This is a genomic window from Micrococcus sp. KRD012 (assembly GCF_017168555.1).
Lineage (GTDB): Bacteria > Actinomycetota > Actinomycetes > Actinomycetales > Micrococcaceae > Micrococcus > Micrococcus luteus.
The window spans coordinates 1-2,474 of sequence record NZ_JABFBB010000015.1; the positions used below are offsets into that span (position 1 = coordinate 1).

The window sequence follows — 2,474 nt, forward strand, 5'->3', positions numbered from 1 at the left end:
GGCGTTCACGGGCGGGGTGGGGGCGGCGCGGTCCATGAGGACATCATGCCGTGGCGCCCCGCCGGCCCACCTGGATCGCGCAGCGGGTCAGCCGGCCAGCTCCTGCAGCTCGGCCAGGTCGAGGACGTCCTCCGAGGCGGGGGCCTCGGGCGCCTCGACCGCGTTCCACTCGGTGAAGGTGGCGTTCGCGTCCACGTCCTCGTCCTCCGAGTTCACGCCCTCGAGACGGTAGAGGGTCGTGCTCCCCGGGTCGATCAGCATCGTCCGGCCGAACTCGTGGTGCTCCTCGGGCAGCGCGTACTTGAGGTACTTCCTGCCCTCGAGCTCCACCTCCTCGGCCTTCAGGTCCTTGCCGTCGAAGGCGTCCGCGGCGGGCATGTCCTCCTCGAGGTCGGACATGATCTCCTCCAGTGAGATGTCCATCTGCGCGGCCTGCTCGGCGCTCGTCTTGATCCAGCGGTCGCCCACGAGGGTGGAGAACATGCCCATCTCCCGGGGCAGGTCGTCACCGTCGGCCTTGAGCTTGAAGAACACATCGGCGCCCCGGCGCAGGACCTCGATGTCCAGGGTGGCCGCCCCCATGTCCATGCTCATGGTGCCCTTGAGGTGGGAGTCGTCGGTGGCGCCGGCGAGGTCCACGTTCGCGGACTGGATGGCCTCCGTGCCCAGAGAGGCGGAGGGCGACGCCGATGCCGACGCGTCGTCCTTCTCCTCCTTGTCGGCAGCGGTGCCCTCCATCCTCAGGCGCAGGCTCTCGGCATCCACGGCCTTCTGGCGGATCTCGGGCCAGCTCTCGTCCAGCGTCGGGTCGGAGGCGCAGCCGGTGAGCAGCAGACCGGAGGCGGCGAGCATGCCGACGGCGAGGCGTGCGGGCGTCTTCATGGGGACTCCTTCACAGAGGTGCGGACGTGCCGGCGGCCGGAGACCGCCGGATGATGACCCCTCGACCGTCTCACGCCGCCCCTGGCCCGTCACGTCCTGAGCGGCAGCGGATCTGCGACTGTGCCGAACCTGTGCGGGTCAGCCGCCGGTGGTGCCGTCCTCGAAGATCTGCCCCGCCGGGGTCTGCTTCTCCGCCTGGAACACGTCCTCGGCGCGGCCGTAGGCCCAGTACGCGCTCACCGACAGCTGCCGCCGGTCCACGCCGCGCACGTCCGTGAGGTACGTCCGGACGCGCTTGACCTGCTCCCGCTCGCCGTGCACGAACGCGTGCACCCGTCCGTCCCGCCACCCCGCGTCCTCGACGGCTGCGGCGAACCGCGTCGTCTCCGGGGTGAAGGGGCCGCCGCGGTGCAGCCAGCGCACCTCGACGCCGGCCGGCGCGGTCAGGGGCACCTCGTCGCTTGCGTCGGTCACCTCGATCAGCGCGACACCGGCCGCCGCGGCGTCCGTGGCGGCAAGGTCCTCGAGGGCGGCGGCGATCGCCGGCAGCGCGGCCTCGTCGCCGGCGAGCAGGTGCCAGTCCGCGGTGGGGTCGGGTCGGTAGGCGCCGCCGGGACCCAGGAACGCGACCTGCTGCCCCACCGGCTCGGACGCCGCCCACGCCCCGGCCAGGCCGCCGTCGTGCCCGGGGGCGGCGCCGTCGCCGTCCGCGCCGTGGACCACGAAGTCGACGTCCATGGTGCGGGTGGCCGCGTCCATGCGGCGCACCGTGTAGGTGCGGCGGACCGGCAGCTGCTCCGGGGCGAGACGCTCGCGGAGGGCGTCCAGGTCGTACGGGGGTTCGAGGCCGAGCGCGGGGTCGGCGAAGAGCAGCTTCACGTACTGGTCCGTGGCGCCCTTCTCCGCCCAGCGGGCGTGGACGGCGTCGAACTGCTCACCGCCGAGGGTCAGGCGTACGAGGTGCGGGGTGAGCCGACGGGCGGCCACCACGGTGAGGACGGTCTGGGGCCGGGCCATGCGGGCCTCCTGGGGTCGGGGCGGGGTCTGCGCGGGTACGCGTCCCCCACTCTCCCACGACGAGACGGATTAGCGCACGTCAGCGTGACGTTTTCCGCGGCGTCGGGGTCAGCGGAACCGGGCCCCCCGGTGGTCCTCCGGCAGCAGCGGTCCCGCGCCGGCCGGGGCCGGAGTGGCGCGGCGCGCCCCTAGGCTGAGCCCGTGCGCCTCGTCCTGCTCGTCCTGCTCTCGCTGCTGAGCCAGCAGCTCGGCGCGTCCGTGGCGGGCCTGCTGTTCGACGACGTCGGCGCGTCCGCCATGGTCGCCCTGCGCGTGGTGTTCTCCGCGGCCGTGCTGCTGCTCGTCACCCGGCCGAGCCGCGCCGCCCTCGCCGGCCTGGGCCCCCGGGGGTGGGCCGCCGTCGTCGGGCTGGGTGCGGCCATGACCGGCATGAACCTGGCCATCTACGAGGCGTTCGCGCGAATCCCGCAGGGCGTGGCCGTGACGTTCGAGGTGCTCGGGCCGCTGGCGCTGTCCGTGGCGGCGCGGCCGTCGTGGCGGTCGGCGGCGTGGGCGGCCCTCGCGCTCGCCGGGAT

2 protein-coding genes and 1 pseudogene are annotated in these 2,474 nt (G+C 73.9%); 1 reads left to right on the forward strand and 2 read right to left on the reverse strand.

The window, feature by feature from the left end; all coding sequences use genetic code 11:
* Positions 1-87: 87 nt before the first annotated feature.
* Positions 88-882, reverse strand: a complete 795-nt coding sequence (locus tag J1M37_RS06420) for a hypothetical protein (protein WP_206452343.1) — start codon at positions 880-882, stop codon at positions 88-90.
* Between the two features lie 138 nt (positions 883-1,020).
* The gene (locus tag J1M37_RS06425; protein ID WP_206452345.1) at positions 1,021-1,899 is read right to left on the reverse strand and encodes a siderophore-interacting protein; all 879 of its coding nucleotides are present in this window, start codon (positions 1,897-1,899) and stop codon (positions 1,021-1,023) included.
* A gap of 201 nt (positions 1,900-2,100) precedes the next feature.
* On the opposite strand from J1M37_RS06425, the pseudogene J1M37_RS06430 reads away from it, so the two are divergent.
* Positions 2,101-2,474 (forward strand): annotated as a pseudogene (locus tag J1M37_RS06430) (EamA family transporter); the annotation flags it as partial.

Coding starts and splice junctions, on each gene's coding strand:
- J1M37_RS06420 (WP_206452343.1), bottom strand. CDS start 882: ATGAAGACGCCCGCACGCCTCGCCGTCGGCATGCTCGCCGCCTCCGGT.
- J1M37_RS06425 (WP_206452345.1), bottom strand. CDS start 1,899: ATGGCCCGGCCCCAGACCGTCCTCACCGTGGTGGCCGCCCGTCGGCTC.